Here is an 18,415-nt window from a genome sequence, read left to right on the forward strand (position 1 = left end):
CAAATCAACCCGTCACATGCGCTGCGGTTTCACAGTCTTTGCGCAGCTTTCGTCACCAATTCGTCAAGTCCCTGGCCACCTTGCGCGATATAGGCCTGCAATTGCGCCCGCATCCGGGGTTCCCAGAAATCGCGCAGATGATCGGCGATCTTTTCGGGCGCATCGCCCGGCTGGCTTCTGAAAAAGGTGGCGATCTGATTGGCCATCCGGATCATCTTGTCAGGCGACATCGGAAATCCTGCTGGAAAGTCGTTGCGGGTGGGTGAACAGCTCGAATCCGTCGCTGCGGGCGAAGGCGGCAAGGGTGATGCCCGCAGCCTCGGCCAGTCGCAAGGCATGCAATGTGGGGGCCGAGACCGCGACCAGCGCGGCACAGCCCGCCATCGCGCATTTCTGCACCATCTCGACCGAGACGCGGCTGGTCAGTACCAGAATGCCCTGCGCCGGATCGATCCCTGCCCGGGCCAGCGCGCCGATCAGCTTGTCCAGCGCATTGTGACGGCCGACATCCTCGCGCGCCATGACGATCCCCTGCCCCGGCCGCAGGAACCCGGCGGCATGGACGGCGCGGCTGCGATCATGCAGGGGCTGCCAGTCGCGCAGCGCCTCGGTCGCACCGGCAAGATCATCGGCGGACAGGGCGACGCGGGTGCCGCGCAGGTCGGGCAGGTCGCGCACCGCCTGATCCAGACTGTCGATGCCGCACAGGCCGCAGCCCACCGGCCCCGTCATCGCGCGCCTGCGCGCAGCGATGGCATCGGCCCGATCCTCGGTCAGCCACATCTGCACCTCCATCCCCTTGGGATGGGACAGCACCTCGCAGGCCGAGATCTGGTCGGGGTGATCCACGATGCCTTCGGTCAGCGAAAAGCCATAGGCGAAATCTTCCAGATCGCCCGGCGTCGCCATCATCACCGCCTGCGTGGTGCCGTGATAGACCATCGCCACGGCCGTTTCCTCGGGCAGGTCGCGGCGGACCGTGCTGACACGGCCCTGCCGGTGATGATCGGCCCTGACGCTGGCTGTCGGATCGGGACGCGCCATCTATCCCGCCGCAGGCAGGATCCGGCGCGCCTGCTCGGCCTGCGCGTGATAGCGTTCCTGCCAGTCCGATGGGCCGTTCGAGGGGCTGACCTGCACTGCCGTCACCTTGTATTCCGGGCAGTTCGTCGCCCAATCCGAGAAATCCGTGGTGACGACGTTAGCCTGAGTGGTCGGGTGATGGAAGGTCGTATAGACCACCCCGGCAGCCACGCGGTCGGTCAAAGTCGCCCGCAGCGTCGTTTCCCCTGCGCGAGAGGCCAGCCGCACCCAATCCCCTTCCTTGATGCCGCGCTGTTCGGCGTCATGGGGATGGATCTCCAGCAGATCCTCGGGGTGCCAGACGGTGTTTTCGGTCCGTCTTGTCTGGGCGCCGACATTGTAATGCGACAGGATCCGGCCCGTGGTCAGCAGCAGCGGAAAGCGCGGGCCGCTGCGTTCATCCGTGGCCACATATTCGGTGACCATGAAATGCCCCTTGCCCGCCACGAAACCGTCGACATGCATCAGCGGCGTGCCCTCGGGCGCGGCGCCGTTGCAGGGCCACTGGACCGAGCCCTTCTCTTCCAGCAGTTCATAGCTGACATTGGCAAAGCTGGGCGTCGTCGCGGCGATTTCATCCATGATCTGCGACGGATGGGTATAGGACCAGTTGCCGCCCATCGCATTGGCCAGCATCTGGGTGATTTCCCAATCCTCGTAACCGTTGCGCGGCGCCATGACGCGGCGCACGCGATTGATGCGGCGTTCGGCATTGGTGAAGGTCCCGTCCTTTTCCAGAAAGCTGGAGCCGGGCAGAAAGACATGGGCGTAATTCGCCGTCTCGTTCAGGAACAGGTCATGGACGATGACGCAATCCATCGCCCGCAGACCGGCGGCGACGTGATGGGTGTCGGGATCCGATTGCAGGATATCCTCGCCCTGACAATACAGCCCGCGGAACGTGCCCTCGACCGCCGCATCCAGCATATTGGGGATACGCAATCCGGGCTCGGGGTCGATCTGGACGCCCCAGGCCTGTTCATAGATCGCCCGCACCTCGGGCAGTTTCACATGGCGATAGCCGGGAAGCTCATGCGGGAAGCTGCCCATATCGCAGGAGCCCTGCACGTTGTTCTGCCCCCGCAACGGGTTCACGCCCACGCCGGGACGCCCGATATTTCCGGTCAGCATCGCCAGATTCGCAATGCCGATCACGGTGGTAGAGCCCTGGCTGTGTTCGGTCACGCCAAGCCCGTAATAGATCGCGCCGTTGCCACCCGTGGCGTAAAGACGGGCCGCCGCGCGCAGATCCTCGGCCGGCACGCCGGTCATGGCCTGCGTGGCTTCCGGGGCGTGGCGCGGGTCGCTGACGAATTCGACATAGTGCTGAAATTCGTCCCAGTCACAGCGGGCGCGGATAAAGGCTTCGTCATAAAGCCCCTCGGTGACGATCACATGCGCCATGGCGGTGACGACCGCGACATTGGTGCCCGGCGTCAGCGGCAGGTGCCAGGCGGCCTCGACATGGGCCGAGCGCACGATATCCGTGCGGCGCGGGTCGATCACGATCAGTTTCGCGCCCTGACGCAGACGGTGTTTCAGGCGCGAGGCAAAGACCGGGTGGCCGTCGGTCGGGTTGGCACCGATGATCACCACCACATCGGTCTGGGCCACGCTGTCGAAATCCTGCGTCCCGGCCGAGGTGCCATAGGTCTTGCCCAACCCGTATCCCGTGGGCGAATGACAGACCCGTGCGCAGGTATCGGTATTGTTATTGCCAAAGACCGCGCGGGTCAGTTTCTGCACCAGATAGGTTTCCTCATTGGTGCAGCGGCTTGAGGTGATGACCCCGATCGACTGGCGACCATGATCCTGCTGGATCCGGCGCAGGCGGCTGGCGGCAAAGGCCAGCGCCTCGTCCCAATCCACCTCGCGCCAGGGTTCGTCGATGCTGTCGCGGATCATCGGATTCAGGATGCGGTCCTGATGCTGGGCATAGCCATAGGCAAAGCGGCCCTTGACGCAGCTATGGCCGCGATTGGCCTTGCCATGCTTATAGGGCACCATGCGCACCAGCTGATCGCCGTTCAGTTCCGCCTTGAAGGAACAGCCCACCCCGCAATAGGCGCAGGTCGTGATCACGGATCGCTGCGGCGTGCCCAGTTCGATCACCGATTTTTCCTGCAAGGTGGCCGTCGGGCAGGCCTGCACGCAGGCGCCGCAGCTGACGCAATCCGAGGACAGGAAATCGTCGCCCACCGCACCCGCAGCGACGCGGCTGTCAAAGCCACGCCCCTCGATGGTCAGGGCGAAGGTACCCTGCACCTCTTCACAGGCGCGCACGCAGCGGGAACAGACGATGCATTTCGCCGGGTCATAGGTGAAATAGGGATTGCTGTCATCCTTGGGGATGTACAGCGGATTGGCCTCGCCACCCTCTCGCCGGGCGAAATGGTTGTCCAGACGGCCACCCTCGGGCGCCTCATAGCGGACATCGCGCAGGCCCACGGCCCCGGCCATGTCCTGCAATTCGCAATCGCCATTGGCCGAACAGGTCAGGCAATCCAGCGGGTGATCGCTGATATAAAGCTCCATCACGCCGCGACGCAGCTTGCGCAGCTTTTCGGATTGCGTGTGGACCACCATGCCCTGGGCCACCGGCGTGGTGCAGGATGCGGGCGTGCCGCGCCGCCCGTCGATCTGGACCACGCAGAGACGGCAGGACCCGAAAGCCTCAAGACTGTCGCTGGCGCACAGCTTTGGCACCTCGACCCCGGCTTCGGCGGCGGCGCGCATCACAGATGTGCCTTCGGGCACCGTCACACCGATGCCGTCGATGATCAGCGAGACCGGCGCGCCCTGGCCGATCTTGGTCCCCATGTCGCGATCATCGCCGGGCGGAAATTCGGGGATGATGAAATCCTTCATTCGGCTGCCTCTTTCTGGGTCGCGAAGTCATCGGGAAAATGGCGCAGGGCGGACATGACCGGATAGGGCGTGAACCCGCCAAGCGCGCAAAGCGATCCGTCCCGCATTGTATCACATAAATCGGTCAACAGCTCGATCGCGCCAGGATCGCCCTGGGCGATGCGGTCGATGGTTTCCACGCCGCGCACCGCGCCGATCCGGCAGGGCGTGCATTTGCCGCAGCTTTCGACGGCGCAGAATTCCATCGCGAAACGGGCCATGCGCAGCATATCGGCGCTGTCGTCAAAGACCACCAGCCCGGCATGGCCGATCAGCCCGCCCTTCTGGTCCAGTTCCTCATAGCCCAGCGGCGTATCAAACTGCTCGACGGGGATATAGGCGCCCAGCGGACCGCCCACCTGCACCGCCTTCACCGGCCGGCCCGAGGCCGTGCCGCCGCCGATCTGGTTCACGACCTGATCCAGCGTGGCCCCGAAGGCCGTCTCGAACAGCCCGCCATGCCGCACATTGCCCGCGATCTGCAGCGTCACCGTGCCGCGCGAACGGCCAAGACCGAAATCGGCGTAATGTGCCGCGCCTTTTTCAAAGATCACCGGCACGGTCGCCAGTGAAATGACGTTATTGACGACGGTGGGCCTGCCCAGAAACCCTTCCAGCGCGGGCAAGGGCGGCTTGGCGCGGACCACGCCGCGCTTGCCCTCCAGCGAATTCAGAAGCGAGGTTTCTTCGCCGCAGACATAGGCGCCCGCGCCCACCCGCACCTCGATATCGAAGGCATGGCCCGAGCCCAGAACCTGCGGCCCCAGAAGCCCGTTTTCACGCGCGATCTGAACGGCGCGGTTCAGGATGTCGATGGCCACCGGATATTCCGAGCGCAGATAGACATAGCCGCGCGTCGCGCCGACGCCGATCCCGGCAATCGCCATGCCCTCGATCAGGCTGAAAGGATCGCCTTCGATGATCATGCGGTCGGCAAAGGTGCCGCTGTCGCCCTCATCCGCGTTGCAGACGATATATTTCTGCGCCGCCTGCGCCTCGGCCACGGTTTTCCACTTGATGCCGGTCGGAAAGCCCGCGCCGCCGCGCCCGCGCAACCCGCTATCGGCGACCTCTTGCACGATCTGTGCGCTGCCCATGCCGATGGCGCGGTGCAAGCCCGCCAGCCCGCCATGCGCCTGATAGGCGGTCAGATCCAGCGGGTCGATCACGCCGCAACGGGCAAAGGTCAGACGGGTCTGGCGGGCGAAGAAGGGGATTTCCTCGACCGGGCCAAGGCTGGACAGCTTGCCATCCAGCAGCGCAGGCACATCGGCAGGACTGACCGGGCCATAGGCCTGACGCCCCTGCCCAAGATCAACCTCGACCAGCGGTTCCAGCCAGATCATCCCGCGCGATCCGTTGCGGATGATCTGCACCGTCAGCCCACGGTTCCGCGCCTCGGCGGCGATGACCTGGGCGACCTGATCGGCGCCGAGCGCCCTGGCGGCGCTGTCCAGCGGGACATAGATCTTCATGCGCCGACCTCATCCAGCAATTGCCCCATGCGGTCCCGATCGACGCGCCCGATCACCTGCCCGTCCAGCATCGCCGCCGGACCGCAGGCGCAAAGACCCAGGCAATAGACCGGCTCGACCGTCACGGCGCCGTCGCGGGTGGTGCCGTGCCAATCGACGCCAAGCCGCTGCAAGGCGGTCTCGGCAACGGCATCGCAGCCCATCGCCTGACAGGCCTCGGCCCGGCAGATCTTCAGCACATGCCGCCCGGCAGGCGCATCGCGGAAATCGTGGTAGAAGCTGATGACGCCATGCACCTCGGCCCGGCCCAGATTCAGCAGATCGGCCAGAACCGGCACTGCATCCTGCGGCACGAAGCCATATTCGCGCTGCAGCGCGTGCAGCATCGGAAGCAATGGCCCTTCAAGCGCGGTCAGCGGCGCGACAAGGGCGCGGATCTCATCGGGTGCCGGGGCTGGCGCATTTGCATGCATGGCTGGCCTTTCCTTCATCTTTCGACGCAGAAAACACCCGGAACGATACGAAATCAATATCGCTATTTCGTGGATTGATAGAAATTATCTATCGGACACCATCCGCCGCGCCTCGGTCAGCAGGGCCTCCAGCACCGGGGTATGCGGCTCGCGCCAAGGCGCGACAAGGCCGACGCTGTGCCCGCTGCCGCCGCCTTGCAGCGGGATCAGGCGCAGATCCTTGCCCTCGGTCAGAAAGCGGGCGATGTCTTCGGGCAGGATGGTCAGCCAACCACCCTCCAGCACATGCGCGACCAGCACCACGGTCGAGGCCGATTCCACCGTGACCAGCGGCGTCACCCCGGCATCGGTCAGGTTGCGGTTGATGATCCGGCGGTTCTGCATATTGCCCGACAGCAGGCACAGCCGCTGCCCGCTCAGTTCCGCCCAGCCGACACTGTCGCGCGCCGCAAAGCCCGATTCCGGATCGCAGACCAGCATGTAACGCTCTTCATACAGCGAGACGGTGCTGACCTTGCCCAAAGGTTCGTTATCCAGATAGGACAGCCCGGCATCGACCTCCAGATCGTCCAGCATCTGCAGGATCTCGACCGAGGTCTTGGACAGGATGGTAAAGCCGACATTCGGATGGCGCTGGCCAAACCGGGCCGACAACCGGGCCGCCCAGGTCAGCGCGGTAGGGATCACCGCAATGCGCAACTGCCCGGTCAGCCCGTGCCGCGTCGCGCGCATCTCTTCGCGCAATTGCCGGCTGTCGCCGACGATCCGGCGCGCCCATGTCAGGGCGGTCTTGCCCTCGGGCGTCAGGCCGCCAAAGCGCGAGCCGCGAAAGATCAGCAGCACGCCCAGCTGATCCTCCAATTGCTTGATCCCCGCAGACAGCGTGGGCTGGGTGATGCCCAGACTGGCCGCCGCCCGGCCGAAATGCTGTTCCTTGGCCACGGCCAGAAACATTTCCAGCTTGTCGATCATCGCCCGGCCCTTGTCACACGGGCGGGCGATGGATCAGGTCGAGGCTGCGGCTTCCGGTTCATCGTCGAATTTGTCCTTGCGTCCCAGCAACCGCCGCATCAGCACATAGAACAGCGGCGCGAAGAGGATGCCGAAGGCCGTCGCCGCCAGCGTCCCGCCCAGCACGGTCGCGCCAATCGCATTGCGGCCATTCGCGCCCGCACCGGTGGACAGCACCAGCGGCAGCACGCCCAGCGAGAAAGCGATCGAGGTCATGATGATCGGGCGGAAACGCTGCCGTGCGGCCTCGACCACGGCGCGGTACAAGGGCACCCCGGCTTCGGATTGTTCGCGCGCGAATTCGACGATCAGGATGGCGTTCTTGCCGGTCAGGCCAATCACGGTCAGCAGGCCGACCTGGAAAAAGACGCCATTGTCGAACTTGCCCAGAAACGCTCCGATCAGCGCGCCCAGAATACCGATGGGCATGACCAGAATCACCGCCAGCGGGATCGACCAGCTTTCGTAAAGCGCGGCAAGGCACAGGAACACCGCCGCCAGCGACAGCGTGTAAAGCAGCGTCGTCTGATCGCCCGAGGACTGTTCCTCCAGCGACAGGCCGGTCCAGGCGATATCGAAGCCCGGCGGCAATTGCGCGGCCAGGTTTTCCATCTCGGCCATGCCCTCGCCCGAGCTGACACCCGGCACCGGGCTGCCCTGAATCTGCATCGCGGGAATGCCGTTATAGCGGTTCAGACCCTGCGGCCCATAGGTCCAGTCGCCCTCGGCGAAATTCGAGAAGGGGACCAGCTCGCCCCGCGCGTTCCGCACGCGCCATTTGTCGAAATCGCTGGGCCCGGCGCGGGAATCGGCCTGACCCTGGACATAGACCTTCTTGATCCGGCCGCGGTCGATGAAATCGTTGATATAGGCGCCGGTCCAGGCGATCTGCAGCAGGTTGGCGACATCGGTGGCGGTCACATCCATCGCCCCTGCCTTGCGCCAGTCGATATCCAGCCGATATTGCGCCGCATCCTCCAGCCCCGAGGGACGGACCTGCGCGATCTTCGGATTTTGTGAGGCCATGCCCAGCAACTGGCTGCGCGCCTCCAGCAATTGCGCATGGGACTGTCCGCCCCGCGCCTGCAGATAGAAGTCGAAGCCCGACACGTTGCCCAGTTCGATGACCGAGGGCGGCACGATGGGAAAGACCAGCGCGTCGCGGATACCGCTGAGCGCGGGGAAGGCGCGTCCCGCGATGGCCTGCACCGATTGCGCGGCATCGGGGCGTTCCTTCCAGTCCTTCAGCCGGATGAAGGCCATGCCGACATTCTGCCCGGCGCCGGAAAAGCTGAAACCCGCGACGCCAAAGACGGATTCGACGTTATCGGCCTCTTGCGTCAGGAAGTAATCCTCGATCTGGTCCATGACGGCTGTGGTCCGCTCGGTCGTGGCGCCGGTCGGCCCCTGGACCAGCACGAACATGATGCCCTGATCCTCATCCGGCAGAAAGCCTTCCGGCGTGCGCAGGAACAGCAGCACCATCACAAGGCCCATCGCGCCATAGACCATCAGCGAGCGCAGCGGACGCCGCACCAGCCAGCCGACCAGCCCGGTATAGCCATTCGAGAGATGATCGAAATTGCGGTTGAACAGCCCGAAGAAGCCGCGCTTTTCGCCATGCTGCTTGGGTTTCAGCATCGAGGCGCAAAGCGCCGGTGTCAGCGTCAGCGCCACCACCACCGACAGCGCCATGGCCGAGACGATGGTGATCGCGAATTGCTGATAGATCACCCCGGTCGAGCCGGGGAAGAAGGCCATCGGCACGAAAACCGCCGACAGCACCAAAGCGATCCCGACCAGCGCGCCGGTGATCTGGCCCATGGATTTGCGCGTCGCCTCGCGCGGCTCCAGCCCCTCATCCTCCATGATCCGCTCGACGTTTTCGACCACCACGATGGCGTCATCGACCAGCAGACCGATGGCCAGCACCATGGCCAGCATGGTCAGCGTATTGATGGTAAATCCGAACAGCGCCATGATCCCGAAGGTGCCCAGCAGAACGATCGGCACGGCCAGCGTCGGGATCAGCGTCGCGCGCCAGTTCTGCAGGAACAGATACATCACCAGAAAGACCAGAACGATGGCCTCCAGCAGCGTCTTGACCACCTCTTCAATCGAGATTTCCACGAAGGGAGAGGTGTCGAAGGGGATCACGTAATCGATGCCTTCGGGGAAGAATTCGGCGAATTCCTCCATCCGCTCCTTGACGATTTCTGCCGTGTCCAGCGCATTGGCACCCGGTGCCAGGCTCAGCGCCATGCCGGTGGCCGGGCGGCCATTATAGGTGGCATCGGTGGCATAGCTTTCGGCACCGATTTCGACGCGCGCCACGTCCTGAAGCAGCACCAGCCCGCCATCCTCTTCGGCGCGCAGCACGATCTGGCGGAAGTCGTCCGGCGTGGACAGCAGCGATTGCGCCGTCACGGTGGCGTTCAGCTGCTGGCCCTCAAGCGCCGGCCGCGTGCCGAACGCGCCTGCCGAAATCTGCGTATTCTGGGCCGACACCGCGCCCACCACATCCGAGGGCGCGATCTCATAGGCGGCCAGCTTCGAGGGATCCAGCCAGATGCGCATGGCATATTGCGCGCCAAAGACCTCGACGCTGCCGATGCCTTCGACGCGGCTGATATCATCGACCAGATTCGAGACCATGTAATCGGCCAGATCCGTCTGATCGTAGTTTTCATCGCCGATCAGGCCGATCACCATCAGGAAGCTGGACGATGATTTTTCGACCGTTATCCCCTGCCGCTGAACCTCTTCCGGCAGCAAGGCTGTGGCCTGGGACAGCTTGTTCTGCACCTGCACCTGCGCGATATCGGGATCCGTGCCGGTCTCGAAAGTCAGCGAGGTCGAGGAGGTCCCCGCCGAGGTAGAGCTTGACGACATGTAGCGCAAGCCATCCAGCCCGGTCATTTCCTGCTCGATGATCTGCGTCACCGTATTCGAGACGGTTTCGGCGGAAGCCCCCGGATACACCGCACTGACCGAGACCGCCGGCGGCGCGATCTGCGGATATTGCGCAATCGGCAGCGTCAGGATCGACAGGACGCCGACCCCCATGATCAGGATCGAGATCACCCAGGCGAAAACGGGTCGGTCAATAAAGAAACGTGCCATGGTGGCTCTCTTGCTGCTCGCGCGTCAGATCGTGTCGGATCGCGTCGGTGAAATCGGCTTGGGCGGTGGCCGCGGAATATGCTGCGGATTATTCGGCGGGCGCGGTTTCTGTCTCGGCTGTCTCTGCTGCGTCGGCCGTCTCGGCGGTGTCGGCATCGGCGGCTTCCGGTGCGGCGTCGCTATGGGCCGTCTCTGCCGAAACATCCTCTGCCGGGCGCTCTTCCGGGGTCACGGGCATGCCCGGGCCGATCCGCTGGACGCCCTCGACGATCAGCCGGTCGCCATCCGACAGACCATCGGTCACGACCCAGTCGTCGCCGCGATCCTGAACGATCTCCAGCTCGCGCTGCTCGACGATATTGTCGGCATTGACCACCAGCGCGACCGGACGCCCGCGACGATCACGCGAGACCCCCTCTTGCGGGGCAAGGATCACGTCTTTCAGCTGTGCCTGCGGGATCTCGGCCTGCACATACATGCCGGGCAGCAACAGACCTTCGGGATTGTCGAACTGCATCCGCAGCGTCACCACGCCCGTGGTTTCATTCACATGCGGCTCTGCCCCGGTCAGCGATCCGGTATGTTCATAGGTGCTGCCATCGGCAAGGCGCAGGCTGACCGTGCGATCCAGATCGGGCGGCAGGGCCGCATCCGGGCCGCGCCGTTGCCAGCGGATGATATCCGCCGCCGACTGGGTCACATCGACGCGCACCGGATCGATGCTGCGGATGACGGCCAGAGGCTCGGCCTGACCGGCGGTGACAAGCGCGCCCGCGCTGACCTGCGCCAGACCGATTTCCCCGTCAATCGGCGCGGTGATCGTGGCGCGGTCCAGATCGATATTGGCCGCCAGCAATTGCGCCTTGGCGGATTGCACGGCGGCATCGGCCGCATCGCGCGCGGCAATCGCGGTGTCCTCGGTCTGCTCGCTGGCCACGCGGCGGTCGCGCAAGGTGGCAACGCGGTCTGCCTCGCGCCGGGCGGCGGCGGCGGCGGCCTCGGCCTGCGCAAGGGCGGCTTCGGCCTGCGCCACGCCGGCCTCATAGGTGCGCGGGTCGATGCGGTAAAGCGCGTCGCCCTTGGACACTTTCTTGCCCTCATCGAACAGCCTTTCGATGATCAGCCCGCCGACCTGAGGGCGCAGCTCGGCCTCGGATTGTGCGACGACGCGGCCCGGCAGGCTGGTCGTCAGGGTGACATCCTGCGCCGTCAGCGTCACCACCGTCACCGGCGGCGGCGGCGCGTCCTGACCCTGTTGCTGCGCCAAAACCTGCCCGGCGGGCAAGACTGCCGAGATCAAACCGGCAAAAACAAAAATCCGAGTCAGCGAGGTCATGCTGTCCGCCCGTATGGATGAAAGGTCATGCGCCGCAGACCGTCCCGGTTGCGGCAAGAATTGTCCGGCCAAGTTATCGCCAACAAATGCCAAGGACAACCGCATAAACCCAAGATAAACCAATGGGTTCACTCTGCGGTCTACCCGATTCTAAAGCGCGGTTTCATCCGCAGCCCCGCCCGGCGTGACCAGCCCCAGGACATCCAGCGTGCGGCGTACCGCCTGTACGAAAATCTGCGAGGCGACCGAGTCGGCGGCATCCGACCGCCGCATCAGGCCGATCGGACCCTGCGTCAGTTCTGTGGCGATGGGCAGGCGGACCAGCACCCCCTCGGCCACTTCGCGCGCGACCACCCCGGCCGAGATGAACCAGATCGCATCGCTGCGCCGCGTATGCACCCTGCCAAAAGCGCCCGAGACCGTCTCGATCCGCCGCGGCGGCAATGTCACCCCATGCATGATCAGCAACCGTTCGACGAAAGGCCGGATGGCGGCCGAGGGCGCGGGATAGATCACCGGCCAGTCCGCGATCCGGCGCAGGTCGGGATCGTCCAGAATCGGATGGCCGGGGCGGACGACGACGACGACCTCTTCCAGATACAGCTGGGTAAAGCTGAGATCGCGCATCGTCTCTGGCTCTCCCATACGGCCGATCACCAGATCAAGCTGACCTGCGCGCAGCATCCCCGTCAGATGGCCATGCGGGCCATCGGCGATGGTCAGCCGCAATTCGGGCGCGATCCGCGCAACCTCCGACACCACCTCGGGCATCAGCCGCGCCGCGACCGAGGGCAGCGCACCGACGCGCATCTGCATCGCGCCTTCGCGTCCTGCCTGTTCGATCCCGTCCAGCCCCTGCTCCAGCGCCGACAGGCTGGTCTGGGCATAGGTCAGAAAGAACTCTCCCTGCGGCGTCAGCGCGATCCCGCCCCGGTCGCGCGTCAGCAGCACCGCGCCCAGGATCTCTTCCAGCTCGGACAGGGTGCGCGAAATGGCAGGCTGTGTCAGGAACAGGCGCTTGGCGGCCTCCTTCATGCTGTTCTGGCGGACGATCTCGGTAAAGGCCTGCAGATGTCGGATTTTGATACGCCGGTGCATAGTTACCACTTTTGCTAACTATCTTCGCTTATATCTCATTTTACTGTTTCATTTCCATATGCAAGATTGCCCGGGAGGGAGGATCAAGCATATGCGTCATCAAGTGGTTATCATCGGCGGCGGTCCGTCGGGACTTTTGCTGGGACAGTTGCTGCACCGTCAGGGCATCGATGCCGTGGTGCTGGAGCGCAAGACCCGCGATTATGTGCTGGGGCGCATCCGGGCGGGCGTATTGGAAACCGGTCTGGTCTCGCTGATGGAAGAGGCGGGCGTCGCCGACCGCCTGCATCGCGAAGGCTATGTCCATGACGGCACCCAGATCGCCTTTGGCGGAGAGATGTTCCACCTGGACCTGAAGGCGCTGACCGGCAAGCCGGTGATCGTCTATGGCCAGACCGAGGTGACGCGCGATCTTTACGATGCCCGCGAGGCCGCAGGCGCCCGCACGGAATTCGAGGTCGATCACGTCGTGATCCATGACGCCGACAGCGACAAGCCCTATGTCACCTATGACCAGAATGGCGAAAGCCACCGGATCGATTGCGATTTCATCGCGGGCTGCGACGGCTTTCACGGCGTCAGCCGCCAGGCCATCCCGCTGAGCGTCCGTCGCGAATATGAAAAGACCTATCCTTTCGGCTGGCTGGGGATCCTGTCGCATACGCCTCCGGTCAGCGATGAACTGATCTATGCCAATTCGGATCGCGGCTTTGCGCTATGTTCGATGCGCAATGAGAACCTGTCGCGCTATTACATCCAATGCGCCCTGTCCGATCACCCCGAGGATTGGACCGATACCGCCTTCTGGTCCGAATTGAAGCGCCGCCTGCCCGACGAGGTCGCCGATGATCTGGTCACCGGGCCGACCATCGAAAAATCCATTGCCCCCTTGCGCAGCTTCGTGACCGAGCCGATGCGGTGGGGTCGGCTGTTCCTCTGCGGCGACGCGGCCCATATCGTGCCGCCCACCGGGGCCAAGGGCCTGAACACGGCGGCCAGTGACGTCCATTACCTGTATCACGCGCTGGTCCAGCATTATCACGACAGCGATGACGAGGGCATCGACCGCTATTCCGAACGCGCCCTGCTGCGTGTCTGGAAGGCCGAGCGGTTCAGCTGGTGGTTCAGCAGCCTGCTGCACCGCTATCCCGATCAAAGCCCCTTCGACCTGAAGATGCAGCGCGCCGAAATCGCCTTCCTGCGCGACAATCACGCCCAGCAGCAGGCCTTTGCGGAAAACTATATCGGATTGCCCTACTGATGCAGCATGTCACCATCAACGATACCGGTCTGCATTACGCGGATCAGGGCCCCCGCGATGGCGCGGCGCTGGTCTTTGCCAATTCGCTGGGCACCGATCTGCGGGTCTGGGACGCGGTTCTGCCGCATCTGCCGGACGGATTGCGCATCATCCGATATGACAAGCGCGGCCACGGTCTGTCGCAGGAAACGCCGGGCCCCTATTCGATCGGGCAACTGGCCGATGATGCGGCCGGGCTGATCCGGTATCTGGGGCTGCGCGACGTGGTTTTCGTCGGGCTGTCTATCGGCGGGCTGATCGGGCAATCGCTGGCATCGCGTCATGGCGATCTGCTGCGCGGGCTGGTGATTTCCAACAGCGCCGCAAAGATCGGCGAGGCCGACATGTGGCGCGACCGGATCGCCGCGATCCGCGCCGATGGCCTGCCCAGCATCGGCGCCGCGACGATGGAGCGCTGGTTTTCACCCGAGTTCCGCGCCTCGGGCAACGCTGCACCGTGGCAGCGGATGCTGGAGCGTCAGCCGCTGGGTGGCTATGCCGCCTGCTGCGAGGCGATTGCCAGCGCCGATCTGCGCGCCGAGACCGCCCGCCTGGAACTGCCCGTGCAACTGATCGCGGGCGAATTGGACGGCGCCACCCCGCCGCAGATCGTGCAGGACACCGCCGATCTGATCGCGGGCTCGCGCATGGAGGTCATCAAGGGCGCGGGCCATATCCCCTGCGTCGAGACCCCGCAGACCTATACCGCCATCCTGTCCCGCTTTTTAAAGGAGATTGGCCATGTCTGATCGTTACCAGCGTGGAATGACCGTCCGCCGAGAGGTGCTTGGCGATACCCATGTGGATCGCGCCGAATTTCTGAAGACCGAATTTGACGAACCCTTTCAGGACCTGATTACCAACGCCGCCTGGGGCACGGTCTGGGCCAGCGACGGGATCAGCCGCCGCGAACGCTCCATGCTGACGCTTGCACTTCTGGCGGCGACCGGGAATTTCGAGGAAATTCCCATGCATATCCGTGCCACATCGCGCACCGGCGCGTCGAAACAGGACGTGCAAGAAGCGTTTCAGCACGTCGCAATCTATGCCGGCGTGCCCAAGGCCAATCACGCATTGAAACTGGCACGGCAGACCTATGCCGAGATGGAAGCCGAGGAAAAACCTTATGAAACAAGCTGAATTCTATCAACGTGACCGCCGATTGCAGCCCCCGGCCCTGACGCCGGATTACAAGACCTCGGTCGCGCGCAGCCCGCGCTATTCGATGATCTCGCTGCAGAACTCGGTCAGCGAAATCACCGGGCCGGTCTTTGGCCATAACGATATCGATCCGATCGATAACGATCTGATCCTGAACTATGCCAAATCCGGCGATCCGATCGGTGAACGCATCATCGTGCATGGCCGGGTGCTGGACGAAAATGCCCGCCCCGTGCCCAATACGCTGGTCGAGATCTGGCAGGCCAATGCAGGCGGGCGCTATCGCCACAAGAAGGACAGCTATCTGGCGCCCATCGACCCGAATTTCGGCGGTTGCGGACGCACGATCACCGATGAGAACGGGCATTACTTCTTTCGCACGGTGAAGCCCGGCGCCTATCCGTGGCGCAACTGGGTCAATAACTGGCGGCCCGCGCATATCCATGTCTCGGTCTTCGGTTCGGGCTTTGCGCAACGCCTGATCACACAGCTTTATTTCGAGGGCGACCCGCTGATTCCGCATTGTCCCATCGTCAAGACCATCCCCGATCCCGATGCCATCGAACAATTGATCGCGAAGCTGGATCTGAATGCGACGATACCGCTGGATTCCATCGCCTATAAATTCGACATTGTCCTGCGGGGACGCCGCTCGACCATGTTCGAGAACCGTCTGGAGGGGAACTGAGATGCCGCAGAAACTGGATTACCTTCGCGAAAGCGCCTCGCAGACGGCGGGCCCCTATGTGCATATCGGTCTCGCCCCCGGTGCCGCGGGCTTTGACATCTACCGTCAGGAACTGGGCCATGACATCGCCGGGCCGAATGCCGCAGGAGAGCGGATCCGGGTCGAGGGTCTTGTCATCGACGGCATGGGCAGCCCGGTCAAGGATGTGCTGCTGGAGGTCTGGCAGGCCAATGCGGCGGGCATCTATGCCCATCCCGAAGGCGGCGGCGAGGTCGAAGAGGGCTTTCGTGGCTGGGGCCGCGTCATCACCGATTTCGAGACCGGCGAATGGGGGTTCGACACCGTCAAGCCGGGCGCGGCCATGGGTCGTAATGGCCGCCTGATGGCGCCGCATCTGAACCTGTGGATCGTCGCGCGCGGCATCAATATCGGGCTGAACACGCGGGTCTATTTCGACGATGAGGCCGAGGCCAATGCCGCCGATCCGGTGATCAACATGATCGAATGGGAAAAGCGTCGCGCAAGCCTGATCGCCACCCGTTCCATGCGGGATGGAAAACCCGTATATCGCTTTGATATTCGCCTGCAAGGCGATGACGAAACAGTGTTTTTTGATATTTGAGGGCGCGATGACGACACCTTGCATCATCTGTGTGGCAATCACCGGTTCCCTGCCCACGAAGGAAAATAACCCCGCCGTTCCGATCACCGTCACCGAACAGATCGAATCGACCCATGAGGCGTTCGAGGCCGGGGCCAGCATCGCCCATTGCCATGTCCGCGACGATGCGGGCAAGCCGACCAGCGATCCCGAGCGTTTTGCCGCGCTGAAAGAGGGGCTGGAAAAGCACTGTCCGGGCCTGATCGTGCAGCTTTCGACCGGCGGACGGTCCGGCGCGGGCTCAGAGCGCGGCGGCATGCTGTCGCTGCGCCCGGATATGGCCTCGCTCTCGGTCGGGTCGAACAACTTCCCGACCCGCGTTTACGAAAATCCGCCCGATCTGGTCGATTGGCTGGCCAGCGAAATGATCACGCATGACGTGAAGCCTGAAATCGAAGCCTTTGATCTGTCGCATATTTTGCAGGCCGCCAAGATGCATCAGGATGGCCGCATCAAGGACCGGCCCTATGTGCAATTCGTGATGGGCGTCAAGAATGCCATGCCTGCGGATCGCGAGGTCTTCGACTATTACATCACCACGGTGAAGCGCCTGTTTGGCGAGGACACGCCCTGGTGTGCCGCAGGGATCGGCCCGAACCAGATCCTTCTGAACGAATGGGCTGTCTCTTCGGGCGGTCATGCGCGCACTGGGCTGGAAGATAACGTCCGCATCGATCGCGACACGCTGGCCCCGTCCAATGCGGCGCTGGTCCGGCGCGTTGTCGATCTGTGCGAGACATATCAGCGCCCGGTCGCCACCTGGCAGCAGGCGCGCGAGATGCTGGGATTGCGCGCCGCATGAATCTGACGGACGGATTGTTCAGCGACAGCGAATTGGCGGATGTGATGGGCCCACGGGCGCAGCTCTCTGCCATGCTGACGGTCGAGGCGGCGCTGGCACGGGTGCAGGCGCGGATAGGGATCATTCCCGATGCCGCAGCGACCCGCATTGCCGATACCGCCCGCAGTCTGGCCCCGGAGCCCTTCGATCTTCTGGCCGCCACGGCCAAGGCCGGCATTGCCGCACAGGCGCTGGTCGGTGCGCTGAAGAAAGCCTGTGGCGATAGCGGCCAATGGGCGCATTTCGGCGCGACCTCGCAGGATATTCAGGATACCGGGCTGGTGCTGCAACTGCGGGACGCGCTGCTGATCCTTGAGGCGCGGTTAGAGCGGTTGCAGGCGACGCTGGGCAGCAAGGCCCGCGACTTCGCCGAAACCGCGATTCCCGCGCGGACGCGCTTTCAGATGGCGGCGCCGACGACGCTTGGCGCGAAAATCGCTGTCTGGCGCGCGCCCCTGCAGCGCGATCAGGAACGGCTGCAGCAGTTGCGCCCGCGCCTTTTCAACGTCTCGCTTTACGGTGCGGCGGGTACGGGCGCGGCGCTGAACCCGGACATGGCGGGGATTCGCGCCGCGCTTGCCGCCGATCTGGGTCTGGGCGCCCCGGTGGTGCCCTGGCACGCCGCCCGCGATGCGATTGCCGAACTGGGCGGCTGGTTGTCCCTGCTGACCGGCACGCTGGGCAAGATCGGCGTCGATCTGATCCTGCTGTCGCAATCCGAAATTTCCGAGGTTTCAGCGGGCTCTGGCGGCGGTTCCTCGACCATGCCGCAGAAATCCAACCCGGTGATGGCCGAGGCGCTGGTGACACTGGCGCGGCTGAATGCGGGCGCGGTTGGCACGTTGCATCAGGCGATGGTTCATGCGCAGGAACGTGACGGCAGCGCGCTGGCGCTGGAATGGCAGGTGCTGCCCGATATGATCATCCGCACCGGCGCGGCGCTGCGTCTGGCGCAGGATCTGGCCGACAGCCTGACCGCCCGGACAGACCGCATCGGTGCCAGCTTCACCGCCGACAAGGGCGCCATGCTGGCCGAAGCGGCGGGCTTTTACCTCAGCCGCCAGATGCCCCGGGAAGATGCTTTGGCTATTGTCTCCAAGGCGCTGAAAATGCTGAATGAAGGCACGTATGCGACCTTGGCCGACGCGCTGACAGAACTGGAACCGGGACATAACTGGCCGCAGATCCTGGCGCCGCAGAACAATCTTGGCGATGCCCCCGGGCAGGCCAAATACTGACATTTCAAGGGAGGAGTAAA

General features: G+C 64.0%; 16 protein-coding genes. 7 read left to right on the forward strand and 9 right to left on the reverse strand.

Annotated features, from left to right (window positions below):
• Positions 1–29: 29 nt before the first annotated feature.
• The 9 genes from JHX87_RS03835 to pcaQ all read right to left on the reverse strand — a co-directional run bounded on the left by JHX87_RS03835 (position 30) and on the right by pcaQ (position 12,506).
• Positions 30–230, reverse strand: coding sequence for a formate dehydrogenase subunit delta (locus JHX87_RS03835; protein WP_271882491.1), 201 nt, complete (start codon positions 228–230; stop codon positions 30–32).
• Positions 220–1,044: a formate dehydrogenase accessory sulfurtransferase FdhD gene (gene fdhD, locus JHX87_RS03840; RefSeq protein WP_271882493.1), complete on the reverse strand. Its 825-nt coding sequence runs from the start codon at positions 1,042–1,044 to the stop codon at positions 220–222. The genes JHX87_RS03835 and fdhD overlap by 11 nt, the downstream gene beginning before the upstream one ends.
• Positions 1,045–3,951: a formate dehydrogenase subunit alpha gene (gene fdhF / locus JHX87_RS03845; protein ID WP_271882494.1), complete on the reverse strand. Its 2,907-nt coding sequence runs from the start codon at positions 3,949–3,951 to the stop codon at positions 1,045–1,047.
• Complete coding sequence (locus JHX87_RS03850; protein WP_271882495.1) at positions 3,948–5,465, reverse strand: formate dehydrogenase beta subunit; 1,518 nt, start codon at positions 5,463–5,465, stop codon at positions 3,948–3,950. The genes fdhF and JHX87_RS03850 overlap by 4 nt, the downstream gene beginning before the upstream one ends.
• A complete protein-coding gene (locus JHX87_RS03855) occupies positions 5,462–5,938 on the reverse strand; it encodes a formate dehydrogenase subunit gamma (RefSeq protein WP_271882496.1) in 477 nt (158 codons plus the stop codon). The genes JHX87_RS03850 and JHX87_RS03855 overlap by 4 nt, the downstream gene beginning before the upstream one ends.
• Before the next feature lie 84 nt (positions 5,939–6,022).
• The gene (locus JHX87_RS03860; protein WP_271882497.1) at positions 6,023–6,910 is read right to left on the reverse strand and encodes a LysR family transcriptional regulator; all 888 of its coding nucleotides are present in this window, start codon (positions 6,908–6,910) and stop codon (positions 6,023–6,025) included.
• Between the two features lie 33 nt (positions 6,911–6,943).
• Positions 6,944–10,072 carry an efflux RND transporter permease subunit gene (locus JHX87_RS03865; protein WP_271882498.1) on the reverse strand — a complete coding sequence of 1,043 codons (3,129 nt, stop codon included), beginning with the start codon at positions 10,070–10,072 and terminating at the stop codon, positions 6,944–6,946.
• Between the two features lie 88 nt (positions 10,073–10,160).
• Complete coding sequence (locus JHX87_RS03870; RefSeq protein ID WP_271882499.1) at positions 10,161–11,408, reverse strand: efflux RND transporter periplasmic adaptor subunit; 1,248 nt, start codon at positions 11,406–11,408, stop codon at positions 10,161–10,163.
• Between the two features lie 150 nt (positions 11,409–11,558).
• Positions 11,559–12,506: a pca operon transcription factor PcaQ gene (gene pcaQ, locus JHX87_RS03875; protein ID WP_271882500.1), complete on the reverse strand. Its 948-nt coding sequence runs from the start codon at positions 12,504–12,506 to the stop codon at positions 11,559–11,561.
• A 91-nt stretch (positions 12,507–12,597) separates the two neighbouring features.
• Between pcaQ and pobA the strand changes: the two genes are divergently transcribed.
• From pobA to JHX87_RS03910, 7 genes are read left to right on the forward strand one after another with little or no spacing between them, the layout of a single operon-like run.
• Entirely contained in the window at positions 12,598–13,767 is a 1,170-nt protein-coding gene (gene pobA / locus JHX87_RS03880) for a 4-hydroxybenzoate 3-monooxygenase (RefSeq protein WP_271882501.1), read from the forward strand.
• Entirely contained in the window at positions 13,767–14,555 is a 789-nt protein-coding gene (pcaD, locus tag JHX87_RS03885) for a 3-oxoadipate enol-lactonase (RefSeq protein ID WP_271882502.1), read from the forward strand. The genes pobA and pcaD overlap by 1 nt, the downstream gene beginning before the upstream one ends.
• A complete protein-coding gene (pcaC, locus tag JHX87_RS03890) occupies positions 14,548–14,946 on the forward strand; it encodes a 4-carboxymuconolactone decarboxylase (RefSeq protein ID WP_271882504.1) in 399 nt (132 codons plus the stop codon). Before pcaD ends, pcaC begins: the two co-directional genes overlap by 8 nt.
• Positions 14,933–15,655 carry a protocatechuate 3,4-dioxygenase subunit beta gene (gene pcaH / locus JHX87_RS03895; protein WP_271882505.1) on the forward strand — a complete coding sequence of 241 codons (723 nt, stop codon included), beginning with the start codon at positions 14,933–14,935 and terminating at the stop codon, positions 15,653–15,655. The genes pcaC and pcaH overlap by 14 nt, the downstream gene beginning before the upstream one ends.
• Position 15,656: 1 nt before the next feature.
• A complete protein-coding gene (gene pcaG, locus JHX87_RS03900) occupies positions 15,657–16,277 on the forward strand; it encodes a protocatechuate 3,4-dioxygenase subunit alpha (RefSeq protein ID WP_271882506.1) in 621 nt (206 codons plus the stop codon).
• A 7-nt stretch (positions 16,278–16,284) separates the two neighbouring features.
• A complete protein-coding gene (locus tag JHX87_RS03905) occupies positions 16,285–17,118 on the forward strand; it encodes a 3-oxoadipate:acetyl-CoA acetyltransferase (RefSeq protein ID WP_271882507.1) in 834 nt (277 codons plus the stop codon).
• Positions 17,115–18,395: a lyase family protein gene (locus JHX87_RS03910; protein ID WP_271882509.1), complete on the forward strand. Its 1,281-nt coding sequence runs from the start codon at positions 17,115–17,117 to the stop codon at positions 18,393–18,395. The genes JHX87_RS03905 and JHX87_RS03910 overlap by 4 nt, the downstream gene beginning before the upstream one ends.
• Positions 18,396–18,415: the final 20 nt, after the last annotated feature.

This window comes from Paracoccus fistulariae (assembly GCF_028553785.1).
GTDB lineage: Bacteria > Pseudomonadota > Alphaproteobacteria > Rhodobacterales > Rhodobacteraceae > Paracoccus > Paracoccus fistulariae.

What these genes read in the sequence shown, in the direction of transcription:
- pcaG (WP_271882506.1), top strand. Translation starts at nt 15,657, where the DNA reads ATGCCGCAGAAACTGGATTACCTTCGCGAAAGCGCCTCGCAGACGGCG.
- fdhD (WP_271882493.1), bottom strand. Translation starts at nt 1,044, where the DNA reads ATGGCGCGTCCCGATCCGACAGCCAGCGTCAGGGCCGATCATCACCGG.
- JHX87_RS03855 (WP_271882496.1), bottom strand. Translation starts at nt 5,938, where the DNA reads ATGCATGCAAATGCGCCAGCCCCGGCACCCGATGAGATCCGCGCCCTT.
- JHX87_RS03860 (WP_271882497.1), bottom strand. Translation starts at nt 6,910, where the DNA reads ATGATCGACAAGCTGGAAATGTTTCTGGCCGTGGCCAAGGAACAGCAT.
- JHX87_RS03835 (WP_271882491.1), bottom strand. Translation starts at nt 230, where the DNA reads ATGTCGCCTGACAAGATGATCCGGATGGCCAATCAGATCGCCACCTTT.
- JHX87_RS03865 (WP_271882498.1), bottom strand. Translation starts at nt 10,072, where the DNA reads ATGGCACGTTTCTTTATTGACCGACCCGTTTTCGCCTGGGTGATCTCG.
- pcaC (WP_271882504.1), top strand. Translation starts at nt 14,548, where the DNA reads ATGTCTGATCGTTACCAGCGTGGAATGACCGTCCGCCGAGAGGTGCTT.
- pobA (WP_271882501.1), top strand. Translation starts at nt 12,598, where the DNA reads ATGCGTCATCAAGTGGTTATCATCGGCGGCGGTCCGTCGGGACTTTTG.
- JHX87_RS03910 (WP_271882509.1), top strand. Translation starts at nt 17,115, where the DNA reads ATGAATCTGACGGACGGATTGTTCAGCGACAGCGAATTGGCGGATGTG.
- JHX87_RS03905 (WP_271882507.1), top strand. Translation starts at nt 16,285, where the DNA reads ATGACGACACCTTGCATCATCTGTGTGGCAATCACCGGTTCCCTGCCC.
- JHX87_RS03870 (WP_271882499.1), bottom strand. Translation starts at nt 11,408, where the DNA reads ATGACCTCGCTGACTCGGATTTTTGTTTTTGCCGGTTTGATCTCGGCA.
- pcaH (WP_271882505.1), top strand. Translation starts at nt 14,933, where the DNA reads ATGAAACAAGCTGAATTCTATCAACGTGACCGCCGATTGCAGCCCCCG.
- pcaQ (WP_271882500.1), bottom strand. Translation starts at nt 12,506, where the DNA reads ATGCACCGGCGTATCAAAATCCGACATCTGCAGGCCTTTACCGAGATC.
- JHX87_RS03850 (WP_271882495.1), bottom strand. Translation starts at nt 5,465, where the DNA reads ATGAAGATCTATGTCCCGCTGGACAGCGCCGCCAGGGCGCTCGGCGCC.
- fdhF (WP_271882494.1), bottom strand. Translation starts at nt 3,951, where the DNA reads ATGAAGGATTTCATCATCCCCGAATTTCCGCCCGGCGATGATCGCGAC.
- pcaD (WP_271882502.1), top strand. Translation starts at nt 13,767, where the DNA reads ATGCAGCATGTCACCATCAACGATACCGGTCTGCATTACGCGGATCAG.